Consider the following 16,725-nt stretch of genomic DNA (forward strand, 5'->3'; position numbering starts at 1 on the left):
ATTATGCTTTTTTTCACGCGCAGATCTGTATTCTTCTGATATTTGCTGATAGAATCTTGCACCATTCACAACGCATTGACATCGAAGTACACGATGTTTATTTGCACAAATCCATTGACAAATGAAGGGCGAAAGGGCATATTCCTTGACCTTTAAATTGTCCTCAATAGAATACATTTGGGAGTTGGACCTTGGCTAATATCAAATCAGCTAAGAAACGTGCCGTTCAATCAGAGAAACGTCGCCAGCACAACGCTAGCCGTCGCTCTATGGTACGTACTTTTATTAAGAAAGTTTACCTTGCTATCGCTGCAGGCGATAAAGAAGCAGCTCAGAAAGCATTCAATGACATGCAACCTCTTGTTGATCGCCACGCTAGCAAAGGCCTGATCCACAAAAACAAAGCAGCACGTCATAAAGCTAACTTAGTTGCTCAAATCAAAGCAATGTAATTTCGCTTCTTGATTATAAAAAACCGGCTTAGGCCGGTTTTTTTGTCTGCTAATTTCTTGCCTTACACTTTCGTGCTCTAAACTTTCTGTTCTAAATTATCGAACGGCGCTGAAAATAACTCAGAAAAATCTTTGTTGCAGACACGTTGTACTGCTGGGTGCTGGATCATTCTTTCCGCAAAAATCACGTAATACTCTTCTTTAACGCTATCTAAGCGGCCAATTTCTTGCACTTCATTATCAGCAAAAATGTCTTTTGCATATAAAGATGGCGCCACAAAAATTGCATTGTGATACATCCCAAATGCTTTCATTAATGCTGCATCATCAAACTCACCAAGTACTTCAACTTGCAGGTTTTTATTGCGGATCCATGTTAATAAATGGCGGCCTAACATCGAACGACGCCCTGGAATTAATAACCTGCGCTCTTCTAGACATTCAGGAAATGGTTTCTTCGGTACTGGATGACGGCAGAAAAAACTGACGCTGCATTCGCCTAATTTAACGGAGAACAAGCCCTCTTGCTGTGAAGAGTCCACAGGGCAATCCGACAAAATCATATCCAGCTTGTGCTGGCTCAATTGCTCTAATAACAGCTCATGAGTCGATTCAAAGCAACGTAAATGAATTTGCTCATGTTCGACAACTGCCGTTTCTAGTACACGACTGACTAAACGTTTCGATAATGCGTCAGCCACACCCACATCAAACAGCAGGTTAGATTCTCGGCTGTAGTTGACGATATCCAACATTTCTTGGCTGAGCATAAACATTTTGTCAGCATAACGAAAAATCAGTTGTCCCAGCTCAGAAGGCACTAGCCCTCGACCTTGGCGTTTAAATAATTTTCCACCTAACCGTTCTTCGAGTGCTTTAATTTGCCCAGTAATTGTCTGTGGAGTCAGGTAAAGAGCCTCAGCAGCACCGACAACAGAGCCTTCTTTGCAAACATGCCAGAAATAGTAAAGGTGGTTAAAATTAAGATGTGAAACCCGCATATCGATTCCTTTTGTATCGCCAATAATGACCGCAGTACTTAATGACCACAGTACATACTGACCATACGCTTTACCCGTACCCCGTAATCGGGAGTTATAAGTTAAAATACCCGCAGTATGCAATTCATACCGCGGGCATATCATAGAAGATTAACTCGAAAATTCTTACTAATAATTACGTCTATTATGTTTATTTTGCATCGCTGTGCGAAACTTTTGGTTTCGGTAACACTACCCTTAACATAAAGTACCCTAACAATGCTGCTGTTGTTGAACCGATTAAAATACCCAGTCTCGAGTAGGTACTATACACTTCATCAAGCCCTTCAAACGCTAGGCCTGTGATAAAAATAGACATAGTAAAACCGATACCACAAAGCACAGAAACAGCAAACACTTGCTTCAAGTTAATCGATGCTGGCAATTTAGCCAACCCTACTTTTACCGAAATCCAACTAAATAAGAAAATACCGACTGGTTTGCCCAGTATCAAACCCGCTGCGACGCCAAGTGGTAATGGGCTCATTAAGCCATCAAGAGTGACGCCATTGAGCTGTACGCCTGAATTTGCAAATGCAAAGATAGGCAAAATGAGATAAACAACCCAAGGGTGCAGCACATGCTCTAACTCTTCCGACGGTTTTGTATTATTAGTCCCTCTTAATGGAATTAAGAAACCAACAATCACTCCCGCTAGAGTGGCATGAACACCTGATTTCAAAATACAGACCCACAAGATTAAGCCAATCACTAAGTAAGCTGCGGTGTTTTCAACTCGTCGCCAGTTCATTAGGCAGAGAATTGCCACACACAGTGCTGCTAAACTCAATGCGACGACAGAAACTGAGCTGGTATAGAAAAAGGCAATTATCACAATGACACCAAGATCATCAATGATAGCTAATGCCAATAAAAACACTTTGAGCTCCGTAGGAACACGCTTACCTAATAACGCCATCACACCCAACGCGAATGCAATATCTGTTGCTGCAGGGATAGCCCACCCTTGACGAGTAATATCATCAGCACCATTAAACGCTAAGTAAACTAACGCCGGTGCAATCATTCCCCCCACAGCTGCAATTGCTGGAAATATCGCTTTATCACGTCCTGCCAGGGATCCTTCTAATAACTCGCGCTTTACCTCTAAACCAACAACCAGGAAAAACACGGCCATTAAGAAATCATTAATCCATAGAATCAGAGGCTTATCTAATTCAAATGTTGAGATTTTAATAGCTACCGGAATATCTAAAAATTGCTGATAAGCTCCCTGTAATGGCGTATTAGCCATTATTAAAGCGACAATGGCAGCAATAATTAGGAGTAGCCCTCCTGCTGCTTCTAACTTTAAAAATTTACGAATAATTGCTGTCATATGAATAACCTCAAAAAATATTTTTGAATGTTAATATTATGATAATCATTAATTCGTAAAAAATCGTTTATTTATCCATTAATGATCGTAATTTCCGAGTAGTTAGCAATCGAGATCACGACGAATGATAATAAATCGTTAATTTAACTATAGGTGACTATTCTAAAAACCAACAATAAATTTACTGAGTAAAGCGCTTTAAATATTCAACTTTTTTAGAGACTAATGAAAAATGACCATTATCGATAGTCCAAAAAATCGTTTATTTTTTTATTTTCGAAGCCCTTCGCAAAAATAAAAGTACCTGCCCTCTCTTCCTTGCGTGCCTCTTCATAAAAAAGGCGCTTTATGTGATACTCGAACCCCCCTTAGGCAATCACTATCTCTCTATATTATGTCCCTATACGTTCTGCTTTCTGTGCTGTTTGCCGCGTTTTGCCATGCCAGTTGGAATGCTCTGGTGAAATTTGGTAATGACCGCTTCTTTGGTTTGGTGATGATTGCCGTTTTTTCTGGGGTTTTAACTATTCCAGCCCTCTTTTGGTTTGGGCTACCGTCTCCTGATGCCGTCCCATGGTTAGCTTTGTCAGTACTATTTCACATCGGTTATATCTATTTTCTCAGCCAAGCGTACAACCATGGTGATCTCAGCCAGATTTACCCTATTTCTCGCGGCTCAGCCCCGTTAATCACCGCGTTATTAAGTATTGTTTTATTTAATGAATCCTTACCATTTATGAGTTTTGTAGGGATTGTTTTTATTATTTCAGGGGTGGTAGCCATCGCGTTTGCAGGTCGAAAATTCTCTTTGAACATCAAAGGTAAAGCCCTTATCTTTGCGCTGTGTACCGCCTTCTTTACCGCCTGTTATACCCTCTCGGATGGATATGGCGCGAGAGCCAGCCAAGATCCTGTTGTTTATACCCTATGGCTGTTTTTATTAAATGGCGCAGTACTCGCCATTCCCGGAGTGATGAAATACAAACGTTCGCTACTGCACGGATTTGGACAATATTGGCGCTCAGGTTTACTTGGTGGATTAATGCAGCTAATCAGTTACGGCATCGCAATCTGGGCAATGAGCCAAGCGCCTATCGTACTCGTTGCTGCTATTCGCGAAACTAGCGTCCTTTTCGCTATGTTTCTTTCCATTGTATTTCTTAAAGAGAAATTTAATGGAATGCGAGTCTTCGCCTGTATTGTCATCTTACTTGGGGTGTTACTGGCGAAACTATCCAGTTAAGATAGTGGTGCTTAGAATATGAGTTTTACATCTTATATTTGATACCCATAATATTTGATACCAATAACTTTTAGCCCTATTTTTCATTGAGTCATGAGGTAAGAATGACATTACTCCGATCTCTCGTTGCCATGTCGATGATGGCAGCACCTATCGCGGCACTTGCCACCACTCCAGCGGATTTAATGATTGTTGATGGTACCGTTTTGACGATGGATGCCAATAATCAAGTTATTGAGAATGGAACCGTTGTTATTGATAAAAATAAAATTATCGCAGTCGGTGGCCCTGAGCTTGCCACGCAATATACCGCAAAAAAACAGCTAAATGTTGATGGCGATATAGTCATGCCTGGGTTAATCAATACCCATACTCACGCATCAATGACCGTTTTTCGTTCCCTTGCTGACGATGTCCCCGACCGTTTGCACCGCTATATCTTCCCATTAGAGAGCAAGATGGTTTCTCGTGAGATGGTGCGAGTAGGCGCTAACTTAGCCAATGTCGAGATGGTCAAAGGTGGTGTCACGACTTACGTGGATATGTACTATTTCGAAGACGAGGTTGCAAAAACTGTCGATAAAATTGGTATGCGTGCGATCCTTGGGGAATCTGTGATCAAATTCCCTGTTGCTGATGCTAAAAATGCAGATGAAGGTATCGCTTATGCCGTGAATTTTATCAACCAATACAAAGACCACCCTCGCATTACGCCAGCTTTTGCTCCTCACGCACCTTATACCAACACCACTGAGCATCTACAAAAAATCGCTAAGCTTTCTCAAGAACTTAATGTTCCAGTGATGATCCACTTAGCAGAAACCGATCGAGAACAGGAAGAAATTGCCAAACGTACTGGCGGCAAAAGCCCGGTTCAATATATGGCAGATATCGGCGCCCTGAATAACAAAGTGATTGCCGCTCATGCCATTATGGTTGATGAAACCGATATCGACCTGCTCAAACAGTATGATGTCGGTGTGGCTCATAATGTCAGTGCGAATACCAAATCAGCTAAAGGTGTTGCTCCAGTGACTGCAATGTTAGCAAAAGGAGTTCGTGTAGGCTTAGGAACCGATGGCCCGATGTCCAGCAATACCTTAACGACCATGAACGAACTAAATTTGGTGGGTAAAATTCATAAGCTCGAAAATAAAGATAGAGCTGCAATGCCGCCCATTACCGTGGTTGAATTAGCGACCAAAGGCTCCGCGAAAGCCATTCACATGGAAGATAAGTTAGGCTCTTTAGAAGCGGGGAAATTGGCGGATATCATCGTTGTCGATACAAAATCACCCAATATGGTACCGATGTATAGCCCTTATGCCGCACTGGTTTATGGGGCGAATGCTTCCAATGTGCGCCATACCATTGTGGATGGAAATCTATTAATGGAAGACCGCAAAGTGCTCACCGTTGATGAGAATGCGATTGTGAAAGAAGCCCTACAATTTGCTGATCAAGTTCGTAAAACCGTGGTTGCTAGCGGTGAAACAGTGAAATAAAAAAATGGCTGATTCAGTATTTCACTGGATCAGCCATGATTCTTAACTTAGCGATCAACCATTATTTATTGGTTAAATCATCAAAGAATTTTTTCACGCCATCTAAGAAGCGTTTTGAACGTGGGCTATTTTTCTCGCCACCCGTACCGCCTAACGACTCACCAAACTCTCTGAGTAACTCTTTTTGTTTCTCATTCAATTTGACTGGGGTTTCAACAACAATGTGACACATTAAGTCACCTTGCATACCACCACGTACTGACTTCACGCCCTTACCTTTCATACGGAACGTTTTGCCTGTTTGGGTTTCCGCAGGAATTTTCAGTTTAACACGACCATCCAGGGTTGGGACTTCAATTTCGCCACCCAGCGCTGCTGCCGCAAAGTTGATTGGCACTTCGCAATGTAAGTTATTACCATCACGCTCAAAAATATCGTGAGGTAAAACATGCATTTGAACGAATAAATCCCCTGCTGGTGCACCATTCGCGCCGGCTTCACCTTCACCGGATAAACGAACGCGATCCCCCGTATCAACCCCTGCTGGGATCTTAACGGATAAGGTTTTGTATTTCTCAACGCGACCTTGGCCATGACATTTGTTGCATGGGTCTTTGATGACTTTCCCGCGACCATGACAGGTTGGGCAAGGTTGTTGTACCGAGAAGAAACCTTGACGCATGTGTACTTGGCCCATACCGTGACAGGTTTGGCACGTATCTGCGCTAGTACCCGGTTTTGCACCGCTACCGTGGCACACGTCACAGCTTTCAAGCGTTGGAATACGGATCTCTTTGGTCACTCCACGGACTGCTTCTTCAAGAGTCAGTTCCATGTTGTATTGCAGATCAGAACCACGGCTTGGGCGCTGTTGACGACGACCGCCACCAAAGATGTCACCGAAGATGTCACCAAAAATATCACTGTTGAAATCGCCGCCACCAAAGCCGCCGAATCCACCGCCGCCGCCCATACCGCCTTGCTCAAACGCAGCATGACCATATTGGTCGTAAGCGGCACGTTTTTGCTCATCGGACAGGATTTCGTAAGCTTCTTTTATCTCTTTAAATTTCTCTTCAGATTCATCTTTGTTTTCCTGATTACGGTCAGGATGGTATTTCATTGCTAAGCGCTTGTACGCTCGCTTGATGTCTTTATCTGAAGCATTTTTTTCGAGGCCTAGAACCTCATAAAAATCTCTTTTCGCCATTTATTTTTCCCTTAACATGCAGACACGGGCGCAGAGTTCCCTCAACGCCCGTGTCCGGTATCAGTCACTATTTAACATTATTGCGATAGTCACTGCGCCCGCTAAGGGCCTTATTTTTTGTCTTTGTCGTTAACTTCTTCGAATTCAGCGTCAACTACATCGTCATCTTTCTTCGCTTCTGCACCTGCACCCGCAGCGCCCGCTTGAGCTTGTTGCTGTGCAATTTCCAGAAGTTTCGCCGATGCCGTTACCAGCGCTTGGATTTTCGCTTCAATTTCAGCTTTATCTTCACCTTTAGAAGCGACTTCTAATTCTGAAGTTGCTTTTTCGATATTCGCTTTATCTTCCGCTGGTAATTTATCGCCCGCTTCTTCGATTTGTTTACGAGTACCGTGAATCAGTTGGTCTGCTTGGTTACGAACCTGAACTAACTCTTCAAATTTACGGTCTGCTTCAGCGTTAGCTTCTGCATCACGTACCATTTTTTCGATTTCTTCGTCGTTCAGACCAGAAGACGCCTTAATGGTGATGTTTTGCTCGCGGCCGCTGTTTTTGTCTTTAGCAGAAACGTGCAGGATACCATCCGCATCGATGTCAAAAGTCACTTCGATTTGTGGCATACCGCGTGGCGCAGCTTGAATACCATCTAAGTTAAACTGACCCAGTGATTTGTTATCACTCGCACGTTTACGCTCACCTTGCAGTACGTGAATGGTCACGGCTGCTTGGTTATCTTCCGCAGTAGAGAACACTTGGCTGTGTTTAGTTGGGATTGTGGTGTTCTTCGAAATTAACGAAGTCATCACGCCACCCATGGTTTCAATACCTAAAGACAGTGGAGTTACGTCAAGTAACAGAACGTCTTTAACATCACCGGCTAACACACCACCTTGCACTGCAGCACCCATTGCAACGGCTTCGTCTGGGTTCACGTCTTTACGTGGCTCTTTACCGAAGAAATCAGCAACAACTTTCTGAACCATTGGCATACGAGTCTGACCACCAACTAAGATAACGTCGTTGATGTCACCTACGCTTAAACCAGCATCTTGCAAAGCAACTTTAACTGGCTCCATAGAACGTTTAACTAAATCTTCTACCAGTGACTCCAGTTTTGCACGAGTCACTTTGATGTTCATGTGTTTTGGACCTGTCGCATCCGCAGTGATGTATGGCAGGTTAACGTCAGTTTGTTGAGCAGAAGACAGCTCAATTTTTGCTTTTTCAGCAGACTCTTTCAGACGTTGCATTGCCAGTGGATCGTTACGCAGATCAACACCTTGTTCTTTCTTAAACTCATCAACTAAGTAGTTGATTAAACGAGTATCGAAGTCTTCACCACCTAAGTGAGTGTCACCGTTGGTTGCCAGAACTTCATACGTTTTTTCGCCATCAACTTCATCGATTTCGATGATTGATAAGTCGAATGTACCACCACCTAAGTCGTAAACCGCGATAGTACGGTTGCCAACTTCTCTATCTAAACCGTAAGCCAGTGCAGCTGCTGTTGGTTCGTTGATGATACGTTTTACTTCTAAACCAGCGATACGACCCGCATCTTTGGTTGCTTGACGCTGAGCATCGTTAAAATAAGCTGGAACAGTGATAACCGCTTCAGTTACTGGTTCACCCAGATAGTCTTCCGCTGTTTTCTTCATTTTTTTCAGCACTTCAGCAGAAACTTGTGGCGGTGCCATTTTTTGGCCTTTCACATCTAACCACGCATCACCGTTATCAGCCGCTACAATTTTGTATGGCATGATAGATACGTCGCGCTGAACTTCTTCGTCTTGGAAACGACGACCGATCAAACGTTTGATCGCAAATAATGTATTTTCTGGGTTAGTGACAGCCTGACGTTTTGCTGGCTGACCAACTAAAATTTCACCATCTTGTGTATATGCAATGATGGAAGGAGTAGTTCTATCACCCTCGCTGTTCTCAAGAACACGCGCAGTAGTGCCATCCATAATTGCAACGCATGAGTTAGTTGTACCTAAATCGATACCAATAATTTTACCCATTTAAAACGCCTCCAAAGGAATTCTTTTCATTTAATTTCGATATCAATCTATATAAGGCTCAATATTTCATTTTCAAGGGAGTTTTTACTTCAACCTTGATTTTTTTTGCAACCTTACATCTTTTGCAATTCGCAATAATTTAGATTGATAACTGTTGATGTCTTAAAGATGGGGTCACAAATTCATTCATCAAGGGGGAAAACTAAAAAAGTTTTACATTTAATGCAAAAAAACCCGTCTCTTGATCATTGTTTCGACAATTAAAACTGCGTATTATGCGCCTCCCCGTCCTACGGGGCTACAAATATTCATTATATCTATTTGATTTTTAAATACTTTACCAGAGGTTATATGCAATCTAGTTCGCTTGCCAATCCAGGCCCACTCGGTTTATTGGGCTTTGGTATGACAACAATCCTGCTGAATATTCACAATGCAGGCTTTTTCCCTCTCTCATCTGTAATTTTAAGTATGGGAATTTTCTATGGTGGTATCGCGCAAGTGATTGCTGGGCTTATTGAATATAAAAAAGGCAATACGTTCGGCGCAACTGCATTTACCTCTTATGGCTTCTTTTGGCTTGCGTTAGTCGGTCTGCTGTTTTTACCGACCATGGGATTAGCCGAAGCAACTGACCCTGCGTTTTTAGGAATGTTCCTGCTTTTATGGGGGATCTTTACTTTCTTTATGTTCTTAGGCACCTTCAAAGCAAATTTCGTGCTGCAATTTATTTTCGGCAGCTTAACCGTACTGTTTGCAATGTTAGCGGTGGGTAATTTAACCAACGATGCCACGCTGCTTCAATATGCGGGCTATGAAGGAATTATCTGCGGTGCGAGCGCGTTCTATCTGGCTGTCGCAGAGATCTTAAATGAGCAATATGGCAGAACGATCCTGCCAATTGGTCAGCGCAGCTAAGTTTATATACGGCTAAGTTGATAGACCGTTAAGCTAAATAGGCAGAAAGAAAACTGTAACAAGAATTATCAGGCAGACATGACGCTCTGCCTGATTTTTTAGAAGGGATTACTCGGCAGTGCGAATAGCCGATTTTGGCCGGAAAGCTTTAACGACGCTTTCGTCTGTTTCAATATAAGGGCCATCGAGTAATTGAATACAGTATGGCACACTAGCAAAAATGCCTGATACCAGCACATTTCCTTCTTTATCTTTCAGCCCTTCTAAGGTTTCAGCAATCGCCTTTGGCTGTCCCGGTAAGTTTAAAATCAGTGACTGATTGCGGATCACGCCAACTTGGCGAGATAAAATCGCCGTTGGCACGAACTTCAGGCTAATTTGGCGCATCTGCTCACCAAAGCCAGGCATTTCGCGATCGGCAACCGCAAGCGTTGCATCCGGAGTGACATCGCGGCGAGCAGGCCCCGTACCACCAGTGGTCAGGACTAAATGACATGAAAATTCATCCACCAGCTCACACAACGTTTGCTCTATCATGACTTGCTCATCAGGGATCAAACGAGTTTCTAAACGAAAAGGGGTGGTAATGGTTTTCGTTAGCCACTCTTCCAGTGCTGGGATCCCTTTATCTTCGTAGATACCGCCTGAAGCACGATCAGAAACCGATACCAGACCTATGCGCAACTCATTCATACAAACCTCAAAAATTAATCATTAAAATTCGTTCATTTGGCGAGAAAATACTAACTCAATTAATACCAAGCCAATAATGATAAACATGGTGCATCATACCATGAGGTCGAATGCCTGACAGCGTCGTGTTTGTGTCGAAATGTGGAATTGAGAGTTTAATCAATGAAAAAACAGCATAAAAAAACCCAGCCGATTGACTGGGTTTTCTAAGAAAAAAGAAATTACAGCAGAGCTGCGATCATTTTTTCCAGTTTTTCTTGGTCTACAGCAAACTTACGGATACCGTCAGACAGTTTATCAACCGCCATTGGATCTTGGTTATGCTGCCAGTAGAACTCAGCTTCAGTCAGTTTAGCGCCTGGCTCTTGAGTTTTACCTTCATCTTTCAGTTTACAAACCAATTCGCCTTGTGATTCAGACAGCTCTTTCAGCAGTGCTGGAGAGATAGTCAGGCGGTCACAACCTGCCAGCTCAATGATTTCACCCACGTTACGGAAGCTTGCGCCCATCACGACGGTTTTATAACCATGTGCTTTATAGAAGTTGTAGATTTCAGTCACAGAAACCACGCCTGGATCTTCATGTGCAGCAAACTCTTTTTTATCTGTGTTTGCTTTGTACCAGTCAAGGATACGACCTACGAATGGAGAGATCAGATAAACACCAGCTTCCGCACAAGCACGCGCTTGAGCAAAAGAGAATAATAAGGTTAAGTTACAGTTGATGCCTTCTTTTTCCAGTTTTTCCGCCGCGCGGATACCCTGCCAAGTAGAGGCTAATTTGATCAAAATGCGATCGTTGCTGATACCAGCTTCGTTGTACATTTTCATCAAACGGCGAGCTTTAGTAATACACGCTTCTTCATCATAAGAAAGACGTGCATCCACTTCTGTTGAAATACGACCTGGGACTAATTTCAGAATTTCCAAACCGATATTAACAGCCAGTTTGTCACATGCATCGACAACTTGTTGTTCACGGTTATTGCTTTGCTTACGCGCCCACTCTACCGCTTCATCAATTAATTTACGGTACTCAGGAATTTGTGCAGCATTTAAAATCAGCGATGGGTTAGTCGTCGCATCTTGTGGTTTGTACAGCTTCATCGCTTCGATGTCGCCAGTATCGGCAACAACAGTTGTCAGACTACGTAAGGAGGTTAGTTTGTCGGTCATTTCTTTAATCTCGTTGTTATACCCGTCATATTTCAAGTTGTAGGGGTGTTGGCTGCGCTCACTCATCCTAGTCACATACTTGTGTATGCTCCTAGGAATTCGATTTCTTGCCGCCTACCTACCACTTGAACTATTTAGGGTGAACCCGTCATGCTTCAAGTTGTAGGGGTGTTGGCTGCGCTCACTCATCCTAGTCACATACTTGTGTATGCTCCTAGGAATTCGATTTCTTGCCGCCTACCTACCACTTGAACTATTTAGGGTGAACCCGTCATGCTTCAAGTTGTAGGGCTGTTGGCTACGCTGATTAGCCACACATCTGCAACTTAAACTACTTTGTGTATTATTAAGGAATTGAGGCTAGCGCCGCACCGTCCCATGATAATATCACGCATCTACGTTGCTGCAAGCGAGGAAATATCCTTGAAAGCAACTATTTGATCAGCAATCGTTTTCGCGGTATCCCTAGAGACTGAATGCATTTAGCTAGGTTGAATAATCTCATCAGTAAACCAGATAACCATCATAAGCGCGACTTATTACAGCGATTCGCTATTTCATCTGATTTTTTGTTAAAGTAACAGGTAAATTTACTATCATAAGGGTTAAGTTATGCTGATTACTATTTCACCTGCCAAAACATTAGACTACGAAAGCCCGCTCGCCATCGACACGTTTACTCAACCCGAGCTCCTCGCTGAGTCTGAAAAGCTGATTAAAACATGCCGAAAACTCACTCCAGCGGACATCGCAAGCTTAATGAAAATTAGCGATAAACTTGCAGGGCTGAATGCAGCACGCTTTGGTGAATGGCAGCCAAACTTTACCCCAGAAAATGCACGCCAAGCCATCCTCGCCTTCAAAGGGGATGTGTATACTGGCATGCAAGCCGAAACGTTTTCGCCCGCTGATTTTGAATTTGCTCAGCAACATTTACGTATGTTGTCTGGCCTGTATGGTGTGCTGCGTCCATTAGACTTAATGCAGCCTTATCGCTTGGAAATGGGAATTCGCCTTAAAAACAGCCGTGGTAAAGACTTATATGAATTCTGGGGAGATATCATCACTCAGCATTTAAATAAAGCACTGGCGGCGCAAGGGGATAATATCCTTGTTAATTTAGCATCTGATGAATATTTTAAGTCTGTGAATACCAAAAAATTGGACGCTGAAATTATCAAACCCATTTTCTTAGATGAGAAAAATGGTAAATATAAAGTCATCAGTTTTTATGCAAAGAAAGCTCGCGGATTAATGAGCCGTTTTATTATTCAAAATAAACTGACTAAATCCGAACAGCTATCTGACTTTAATTTAGAAGGCTACCGATTTGATAAAGCACAGTCGAAAGGTAATGAATTAGTCTTTACTCGCCCTGAACAAGCCTAATCATAGGCTCACTTTGTTGGCTTATGGGGAATGCATCACACCCTATAAGCCTCATACTCAACATGCGATATTTTATTTCAAATCCCCGTCACAATCTGGCGATAAAATAATCATTTCTTAAGCTGTATAGCATTCTTTCACCAGTGAGCTCGACAGAGTTATGCCAAAATTCGAGTGAATCTTTGCCATTTATTTTGGAGGTGAGCCATGCCATATTCTGCTGCGTCACATCGTTACACAGATATGGAATATCGTCAGTGCGGTCGGAGTGGATTAAAGCTCCCCCTTGTCTCTTTAGGACTCTGGCATAATTTTGGTGACAACAAGCCAATTGATAACTGCCGAGCCATGTTAAGGCATGCGTTTGATCATGGGATCACCCATTTTGATCTCGCCAATAATTACGGACCTCCTCCAGGCTCTGCTGAACAGCAATTTGGTCGCATCCTACAACAAGATTTTCGCCCTTATCGCGACGAAATGGTGATCTCCTCCAAAGCAGGTTACACCATGTGGGAAGGGCCTTATGGTGATTGGGGCAGTAAAAAATATTTAGTTGCCAGCCTCAATCAAAGTTTAAAAAGAATCGGCGTCGATTATGTGGATATTTTCTATCACCACAGACCCGATCCTCAAACTCCGTTAGAAGAGACCATGGCAGCCCTTGATTTGATCGTTCGACAAGGTAAAGCGCTTTATGTGGGAATTTCGAACTATCCCGCAGAAACAGCGCAAGAAGCTATCCGTATACTTGATCAACTGGGCACCCCTTGCCTTATTCACCAACCTAAATACTCCATGCTAGAACGTACTCCTGAGGAAGGTCTCCTCGATTTGCTCGAAGAAGAAGGTGTCGGTTCGATTGCCTACTCCCCACTGGCCGGAGGAATTTTAACGGATCGCTATCTCAATGGTATTCCCGCTGATTCTCGTGCAGCAGGTAATCCATCATTACCGCCAGAAAGGCTCACATCCGCTATTTTAGCAAAAGTGAAAAAACTCAATGAATTAGCCTTAAATCGTGGGCAAAAATTGAGTCAAATGTCATTAGCTTGGTTGCTACGCCATGACCGTATTACTTCCGTGCTTATTGGCGCTAGCCGTATCAGCCAAATCGATGATGCTCTCGGCATGATGGAAAATCGTGATTTTAGCCAAGATGAGTTAAAAGCCATTGAGCTGATCCTCGAAGACGCAATCTAAGCCCTTCCCCTATCGCTATCTCTTAAAATACATTTAAGGGATAGCTTTCTATTTATCATCTTTAATTTAAATACAAACGAACGAATAAAATTACAGCTTATTATTTTATATTTATTCAAACCAAATTTGATCTATTAATTATCCGATAACATTCTTTAATTATTTAAGTGAGTCATTTAAGCTTTATTTGCAGTTTAATTAATTCACTTTATAACGAGGAATTTATATGCGTAAAATCTCTACTCTCTTAATCACCTTATTATTTCCTTTATCCGCTCTTTCTATGACTATACCAACCGACTCTCAGCAAACTGCCACCGAATATCTATGGAGCAACGGCGGTAATGGGGGTAACGGTGGACATGGTGGCAATGGTGGTAACGGGGGAAGTGGTGGTAGCGGCGGGCATGGAGGCAATGGTGGAAACGGCGGTAATGGAAATTAAATAAACCCGATTATTTAATTATTTCCCCCCTTCATTCATGAAGGGGGATGGAGGAAACAATGGTTAATCAATCTCTATTTAAATTTTTCTCTATTTTAATTTTTACAGCAACACCAATATTGAGTCACTCCAATAATCTTCATGTTAATAAACCCTATTCATTCCATTTAAATAAATCCATTATTATCGATAATATTTCGCAGTCATATTTTTGTATTCCTTTTTATTGCCAAAATTATTATTTTCATCATTCCGAGAATGGCGTTAATGGCACCCATGGACAACATGGTAGTGGCGGAAACAGTGGTAATGGCGGAATTGGTGGTAATGGCGGCAGAGGAGGTAATGGTCAACATGGTGGAAATGGCGGCAACGGCGGTAGTCATGGTCATGGCAACCACGGAGGTCACGCAACTCCCGGCAGTAATGGAAATGGCGGAAATGGCGGAAATGGTGGTGTACATGGTGGTGACGGTGGACACGGAGGCAACGGAGATGGCCTAGGTAACGGGGGCAACGGCGGAAACGGATCCGTCAATGGTAGTGGTGGCAATGGTGGACACGGAGGAAGTCATGGTGGCCACGGTGGTAATGGAGGAGATGGTGACGGTAGTGGAAATGGTGGGAATGGTGGCAATGCAGGTATTGGGGGACAAGCAGGTAAAGGTGGCAAAGGTGGACCCGATGGCGGACAAGATGGCGAGGATGGTGTTAGTTATTAATTCCCTCATCAAAAAACGGAAGCCAATTCAGCTTCCGTTGTTAACATTTCCTTTCATTGTGAACTTCAATTACTGCTTCGGTGCTAACTTCATTAAAAATTCGCGTAATTGAACGAAATCTGACGGTAAGAAATGAGAAAGCAGTGGCAAATCAGCACGTTCCGCCAGCTCTTTTGGCAGTGAAATTTGTTTATTTAAGATAGCTTCCACGCTCTCTTTAAATTTCGCTGGGTGAGCCGTTCCTAAGAACAGCCCATATTCACCCTCTTGCAGCTGATCACGCAGGACACGATAAGCAACCGCCGCATGAGGCTCGGATAAATAACCTTTTTCATCCAGTTCACGTACAGTCTCTTGAGTCACTTCATCACTCACCGCACCGTAACCCAGCTCTTTTAATGACCAACCTTTACGGCGGAATAATTCTTCAATACGCGGCCAGTTATTTGGTTGGCTGACATCCATTGCGTTAGATAATGTCGCAACGGTTTGATGTGGCGTCCATTTTCCATCGATTAAATAACGCGGAACGGTGTCATTAACGTTAGTGGCAGCGATAAAGCGTTTCACTGGTAACCCCATGGATTTCGCCAGTAAGCCCGCAGTTAAATCCCCAAAGTTACCACTTGGCACAGAGATTACCAGTTGATCGCGTTTTTCTGCTGGGATCTGAGCAACCGCTTCAAAATAATAGCAAATTTGCGCTAACAAACGGCTAATATTGATGGAGTTCGCAGAGTTCAAATACAGAGCTTTTTTCAGTTCTTCATCATCAAACGCGTGTTTAACCATCGCTTGACATGCATCGAAATCATCTTTGATAGCCACAGTATGGATGTTTTTACCCAGCGTACAGAATAGCTTTTCTTGCAGTGGGCTGATTTTACCTTCTGGATATAAGATAACGACTTGAACATTATCCAAACCATAGAATGCATGGGCAACGGCCGCCCCTGTGTCCCCTGAAGTCGCAGTTAAGATAGTCACTGGCGCCCCGCCAGCCACTAGGCCTAACGCTTGTGCCATAAAGCGACCGCCAAAGTCTTTAAATGCCAGTGTTGGGCCGTGATACAACTCTAACGTAGCCACATCATCTTCAACTTTGGAAACAGGTGCTGGGAATGCAAACGCGGTTTTAACACGTTCAGTTAGCTGTTCAGCAGGGATTTCATCCCCGATAAACGCGCTTAAAATACGGCTACTGCGGGTGACAAAATCCAACTTCAGTAATTCATCAATTTCACTGGCACTAAACTCAGGTAAGTCTTGAGGGAAAAATAGCCCCTGCTGCTTACCTAACCCTTGTTTCACGGCTTGCGCGAAGCTGACTTGTTCGTTGTTATCTTTTAAATTATACAGTTTCATCG

General features: G+C 43.1%; 15 protein-coding genes. 8 read left to right on the forward strand and 7 right to left on the reverse strand.

Annotated elements, in window-relative coordinates; translation table 11 throughout:
* Nucleotides 1-191 precede the first annotated feature (191 nt).
* Entirely contained in the window at nt 192-452 is a 261-nt protein-coding gene (rpsT, locus tag GKR48_RS12650; RefSeq protein ID WP_036950300.1) for a 30S ribosomal protein S20, read from the forward strand.
* Nucleotides 453-529: 77 nt separating this feature from the next.
* On the opposite strand, the gene nhaR is transcribed toward rpsT, so the two are convergent.
* Nucleotides 530-1,453 carry a transcriptional activator NhaR gene (gene nhaR / locus GKR48_RS12655; protein ID WP_154628370.1) on the reverse strand — a complete coding sequence of 308 codons (924 nt, stop codon included), beginning with the start codon at nt 1,451-1,453 and terminating at the stop codon, nt 530-532.
* A gap of 190 nt (nt 1,454-1,643) precedes the next feature.
* Nucleotides 1,644-2,831 carry a Na+/H+ antiporter NhaA gene (gene nhaA / locus GKR48_RS12660; protein WP_154628330.1) on the reverse strand — a complete coding sequence of 396 codons (1,188 nt, stop codon included), beginning with the start codon at nt 2,829-2,831 and terminating at the stop codon, nt 1,644-1,646.
* 394 nt (nt 2,832-3,225) lie between these two features.
* Between nhaA and GKR48_RS12665 the strand changes: the two genes are divergently transcribed.
* Nucleotides 3,226-4,074 carry an EamA family transporter gene (locus GKR48_RS12665; RefSeq protein WP_154628331.1) on the forward strand — a complete coding sequence of 283 codons (849 nt, stop codon included), beginning with the start codon at nt 3,226-3,228 and terminating at the stop codon, nt 4,072-4,074.
* Nucleotides 4,075-4,211: 137 nt separating this feature from the next.
* Complete coding sequence (locus GKR48_RS12670) at nt 4,212-5,579, forward strand: amidohydrolase (protein WP_442959380.1); 1,368 nt, start codon at nt 4,212-4,214, stop codon at nt 5,577-5,579.
* Nucleotides 5,580-5,640: 61 nt separating this feature from the next.
* Here GKR48_RS12670 and dnaJ read toward each other — a convergent pair whose 3' ends face one another.
* Nucleotides 5,641-6,789: a molecular chaperone DnaJ gene (gene dnaJ / locus GKR48_RS12675; protein ID WP_154628333.1), complete on the reverse strand. Its 1,149-nt coding sequence runs from the start codon at nt 6,787-6,789 to the stop codon at nt 5,641-5,643.
* A 110-nt stretch (nt 6,790-6,899) separates the two neighbouring features.
* Nucleotides 6,900-8,813, reverse strand: a complete 1,914-nt coding sequence (dnaK, locus tag GKR48_RS12680; RefSeq protein ID WP_036950286.1) for a molecular chaperone DnaK — start codon at nt 8,811-8,813, stop codon at nt 6,900-6,902.
* Between the two features lie 351 nt (nt 8,814-9,164).
* Between dnaK and satP the strand changes: the two genes are divergently transcribed.
* Nucleotides 9,165-9,731: an acetate uptake transporter gene (gene satP / locus GKR48_RS12685; protein WP_132496150.1), complete on the forward strand. Its 567-nt coding sequence runs from the start codon at nt 9,165-9,167 to the stop codon at nt 9,729-9,731.
* Between the two features lie 108 nt (nt 9,732-9,839).
* Here the strand turns inward: satP and mog are convergent, their stop codons facing one another.
* Together mog and tal are read right to left on the reverse strand one after the other, a co-directional pair.
* Nucleotides 9,840-10,424 (reverse strand): molybdopterin adenylyltransferase, encoded by a 585-nt coding sequence (gene mog / locus GKR48_RS12690; RefSeq protein ID WP_154628334.1) that lies wholly within the window; start codon nt 10,422-10,424, stop codon nt 9,840-9,842.
* A 221-nt stretch (nt 10,425-10,645) separates the two neighbouring features.
* The gene (gene tal, locus GKR48_RS12695) at nt 10,646-11,599 is read right to left on the reverse strand and encodes a transaldolase (protein ID WP_036950279.1); all 954 of its coding nucleotides are present in this window, start codon (nt 11,597-11,599) and stop codon (nt 10,646-10,648) included.
* A 612-nt stretch (nt 11,600-12,211) separates the two neighbouring features.
* Between tal and yaaA the strand changes: the two genes are divergently transcribed.
* The 4 genes from yaaA (at nt 12,212) to GKR48_RS12715 (ending at nt 15,358) form a co-directional block, all read left to right on the forward strand.
* The gene (gene yaaA / locus GKR48_RS12700; RefSeq protein ID WP_154628335.1) at nt 12,212-12,988 is read left to right on the forward strand and encodes a peroxide stress protein YaaA; all 777 of its coding nucleotides are present in this window, start codon (nt 12,212-12,214) and stop codon (nt 12,986-12,988) included.
* Between the two features lie 207 nt (nt 12,989-13,195).
* Entirely contained in the window at nt 13,196-14,191 is a 996-nt protein-coding gene (locus GKR48_RS12705; protein ID WP_154628336.1) for an aldo/keto reductase, read from the forward strand.
* 226 nt (nt 14,192-14,417) lie between these two features.
* Entirely contained in the window at nt 14,418-14,636 is a 219-nt protein-coding gene (locus tag GKR48_RS12710) for a hypothetical protein (RefSeq protein ID WP_154602774.1), read from the forward strand.
* Nucleotides 14,637-14,695: 59 nt separating this feature from the next.
* Nucleotides 14,696-15,358: a hypothetical protein gene (locus tag GKR48_RS12715; RefSeq protein WP_230088664.1), complete on the forward strand. Its 663-nt coding sequence runs from the start codon at nt 14,696-14,698 to the stop codon at nt 15,356-15,358.
* Between the two features lie 69 nt (nt 15,359-15,427).
* Here the strand turns inward: GKR48_RS12715 and thrC are convergent, their stop codons facing one another.
* Nucleotides 15,428-16,723, reverse strand: a complete 1,296-nt coding sequence (gene thrC, locus GKR48_RS12720; RefSeq protein WP_154628338.1) for a threonine synthase — start codon at nt 16,721-16,723, stop codon at nt 15,428-15,430.
* Nucleotides 16,724-16,725: the final 2 nt, after the last annotated feature.

Source organism: Providencia sp. wls1943 (assembly GCF_009706275.1).
GTDB classification, from domain to species: domain Bacteria; phylum Pseudomonadota; class Gammaproteobacteria; order Enterobacterales; family Enterobacteriaceae; genus Providencia; species Providencia zhijiangensis.